General features: G+C 31.8%; 1 protein-coding gene. It reads right to left on the bottom strand.

Annotated elements, in window-relative coordinates; genetic code table 11:
* Positions 1 to 250: 250 nt before the first annotated feature.
* The gene (locus AB2369_RS12485) at positions 251 to 3,151 is read right to left on the bottom strand and encodes a DNA topoisomerase IV subunit A (RefSeq protein WP_367666802.1); all 2,901 of its coding nucleotides are present in this window, start codon (positions 3,149 to 3,151) and stop codon (positions 251 to 253) included.
* Between the last annotated feature and the right edge of the window lie 69 nt (positions 3,152 to 3,220).

The following is a 3,220-nucleotide window of genomic DNA, read 5'->3' as shown; positions in this document are numbered from 1 at the left end:
ATATTAAAGGATTTTTCACTATGTATATATTAAAATTCAACTTAGGAACCCTATATATAAGATTCAACTAACACAACAGGTTAATTTAAATACTTTATAATTTGTTATCTCATAAAATAAGTATAGGAACTGTACAATTTTCACTCTTAGGTATTCCTATATTAACTTCAAGAAAATAATTAAGTTTAGATTTTAAGTTACTTCTTCTATAAAAATGAGGAACTATTATATTATTTTTTCAAATAAAAGATTAGGATAACCTCACCTTTGACACCTTATCCTCTATTTTCATAGGGATTATTGTATTACCACGTCCAGCTCTATTTTGAAGTTTTATAGTAGAGATATCTATATGTTTCTCCACTCCCTCCTCTGTACTTATGGTAATAGTCTCATCCTTAGATGTTACAGCTATTTCATTTTCCTCAGAGCTCACCACATATCCAAAGACAGCCTCATCCTCTTCTTTTAAACTTATACCTATAACTCCTTGAGCATTTCTACTCATATTATTTATAGAATCCACTGGGAACTTTATACCCATACCATCCTTACTTACAATTATGGCAGTTCCTTCATTAAGACTACCTAAATTAGCTCCAATTACATAATCATTTTCTTTAATCTTATGGTAAACTTGACCACTTATATCTCCTTGAAGCTCTGAAAAATTCATTTTCTTTATATATCCCTTTGATGTAAATGTATATACTCCTAGATCATCTTTATAATCATTAGTACTTATTACTGAAACTATAGAATCTTCTAGTGACATTCCATCCACAAGATCTCTTATATTAATTTTTACATCCCTTAGATTCTGAACCATAAATCCTGGTATCTTATATATTTTACCTTCTCTTGTAAATATTAATATATCCTTAAATGAATTCACTTTAGCTTTATTAAAATTATCTTTTCTAACCCTATCATAAATCTTAATATCACCTTTACAACTTATTCCAAAGGTAAATTCCGCCATAGGATATTCTTCAACTACCTGAGTTTCTAAGATATAATCTTCCTTATTTAATGGGAACATATAATTACTCATATGATTTCTAGGCGATGAAGTTAACTCTGGTTCTGAAACAGTAAAATCAAGACCTTTAAATGTTTTAATTCTTAAATATTTTTCCTCTTCATCTAAATCACGTAGGTAAGCATCCACAAGAATTTCTCCCTCTTTAAGCTTTAAGGCTGAAAGCTTACTATAGGAAGATAGGAAGTTATCTAAGGAAGTCTTCTTTATTCCTCCCTTTGAGTTTATAAGCACAATAACCTTACTCTTAGAGAACATATTAAATGAGAAGGCAGAAACTATGGTTTCTTCATTTAAATCTAAGCCTCTTATTAGCTCATCTAACCTTTCCCCTTTTTCTTTCCATTTATATTCTGGTATCATACTACCTTTTAATTGATACATATTTCCTTTATCAGTAAATACCACAAAGGTATCTTTAGTGTTAGAAGGTATTAAATATTTTCCGAAATCTCCTTCTCTATAATCAATATCTTTTAACTCTAGATTTAGCCTATTGTAATACTTAAGAGAAACCCTCTTTATAAATCCATCATTAGATAAGGTAACCATTGTATCTTCAACCACTACAAGTTCTTCTAAATCTATTTTTGCTTCACTCTCATCCTCTATGATCTTACTACGTCTAGGATCACCATACTTTTCCTTAACCTTAAGCAGTTCATCTTTTATAACCATTAATAGCTCTTTTTCACTACTTAATATTTTCTTTAATCCTCTTATTAGCTTCTCAAGTTCCTTATGCTCTTTTTCAAATACTTTTATTTCAAGTCCTGTAAGTCTATATAACATAAGTTCCAGGATTGCCTCTGCTTGAATTTGTGTAAAATTAAATTCTCTTATAAGGTTTTCTCCTGCATCCTTTTTAGACTTTGAACCTCTTATTATTTTAATTACTTCATCTAGAACATCTATTGCCTTTATAAAACCTTCCACTATGTGAAATCTCTTCTCTGCAACTTCAAGTTCTCTTTGAGTTCTTCTTGTAACAACTTCTTTTTGGTGATTTACATAGTGGATTAATATAGTTTTAAGTCCCATGGTTTCTGGTTTACCATTAGCCAGGGCCACCATATTAAAGCTTATATTACACTGAAGGTCTGTCTTTTTGAAAAGATATTTTAATACCTTATCTGCCATTTCCTCATCTACTGATTTTTTAAACTCAATAACCGCTCTAATACCTTCTCTATCTGATTCATCCCTTATATCTGTAATAGATTCTAAAGCCTTAGCATGTCTTTTATCTCCAGTCATTTCTGAAATAGTTTGAAGAAGTTTAGCCTTATTCTTTCTATAAGGAAATTCTGTGATTACAACTCCTAATCTTCCATTCTCAAGCTTCTCAATAGAGGTTTTAGCTCTTAAGGTAACTCTTCCCTCTCCTGTTTCATAAGCCCCTCTTAAAGAGTCACTTCCTATAAGTATTCCTCCTGTTGGAAGATCTGGCCCCTTTACATATTCCATAAGTTCCTTTGTAGTTATATCATTATTATCTATATAGGCAAGGGTTCCATCTATAACCTCTCCTAGATTGTGAGGAGGTATATTTGTAGCAAGACCAACTGCTATTCCAAAAGTACCATTAACTAAAAGATTAGGGTATCTAGCTGGTAAAACCTTTGGCTCTTCCTCAGTATCAGAATAGTTTGCTACCATATCTACCACATTTTTATCTATGTCCCTTATCATCTCTAATGCTATATTAGTAAGTCTGGCTTCTGTATAACGCATAGCTGCAGCGCTATCTCCATCTATAGATCCCCAGTTACCATGACCATCAATAAGTGGAGCTCTTGTGGAAAAGTTCTGTGCCATAATTACCATAGAGTCATATACAGATGTATCTCCGTGAGGATGAAACTTACCTAAAATATCTCCTACTATTCTAGCAGATTTAAAGTAAGGTTTATCCGGAAAAGCTTTTAGAAGGTAAGCTCCATAAAGTATTCTCCTATGGACAGGTTTTAATCCATCACGTACATCTGGAAGTGCTCTATCTTTAGCTACTTCTATAGCATACGGAAGATAGTTCTCCGGCATAGCTTCTTCCATTGGCACTTCTATAATATTATTATCTTTTGGGATAATGGTGTCCTTTTTTGCCATAACAATCTACTCCATTTCTATGTTAAACTAAGTGTTTAACCAACAACCATAAAACACAATACTATATAT

It is taken from the genome of Clostridium sp. (genome assembly GCF_040797585.1).
Classification (GTDB): domain Bacteria; phylum Bacillota; class Clostridia; order Clostridiales; family Clostridiaceae; genus Clostridium_Z.
This window is presented reverse-complemented; position numbering and strand designations above follow the sequence as displayed.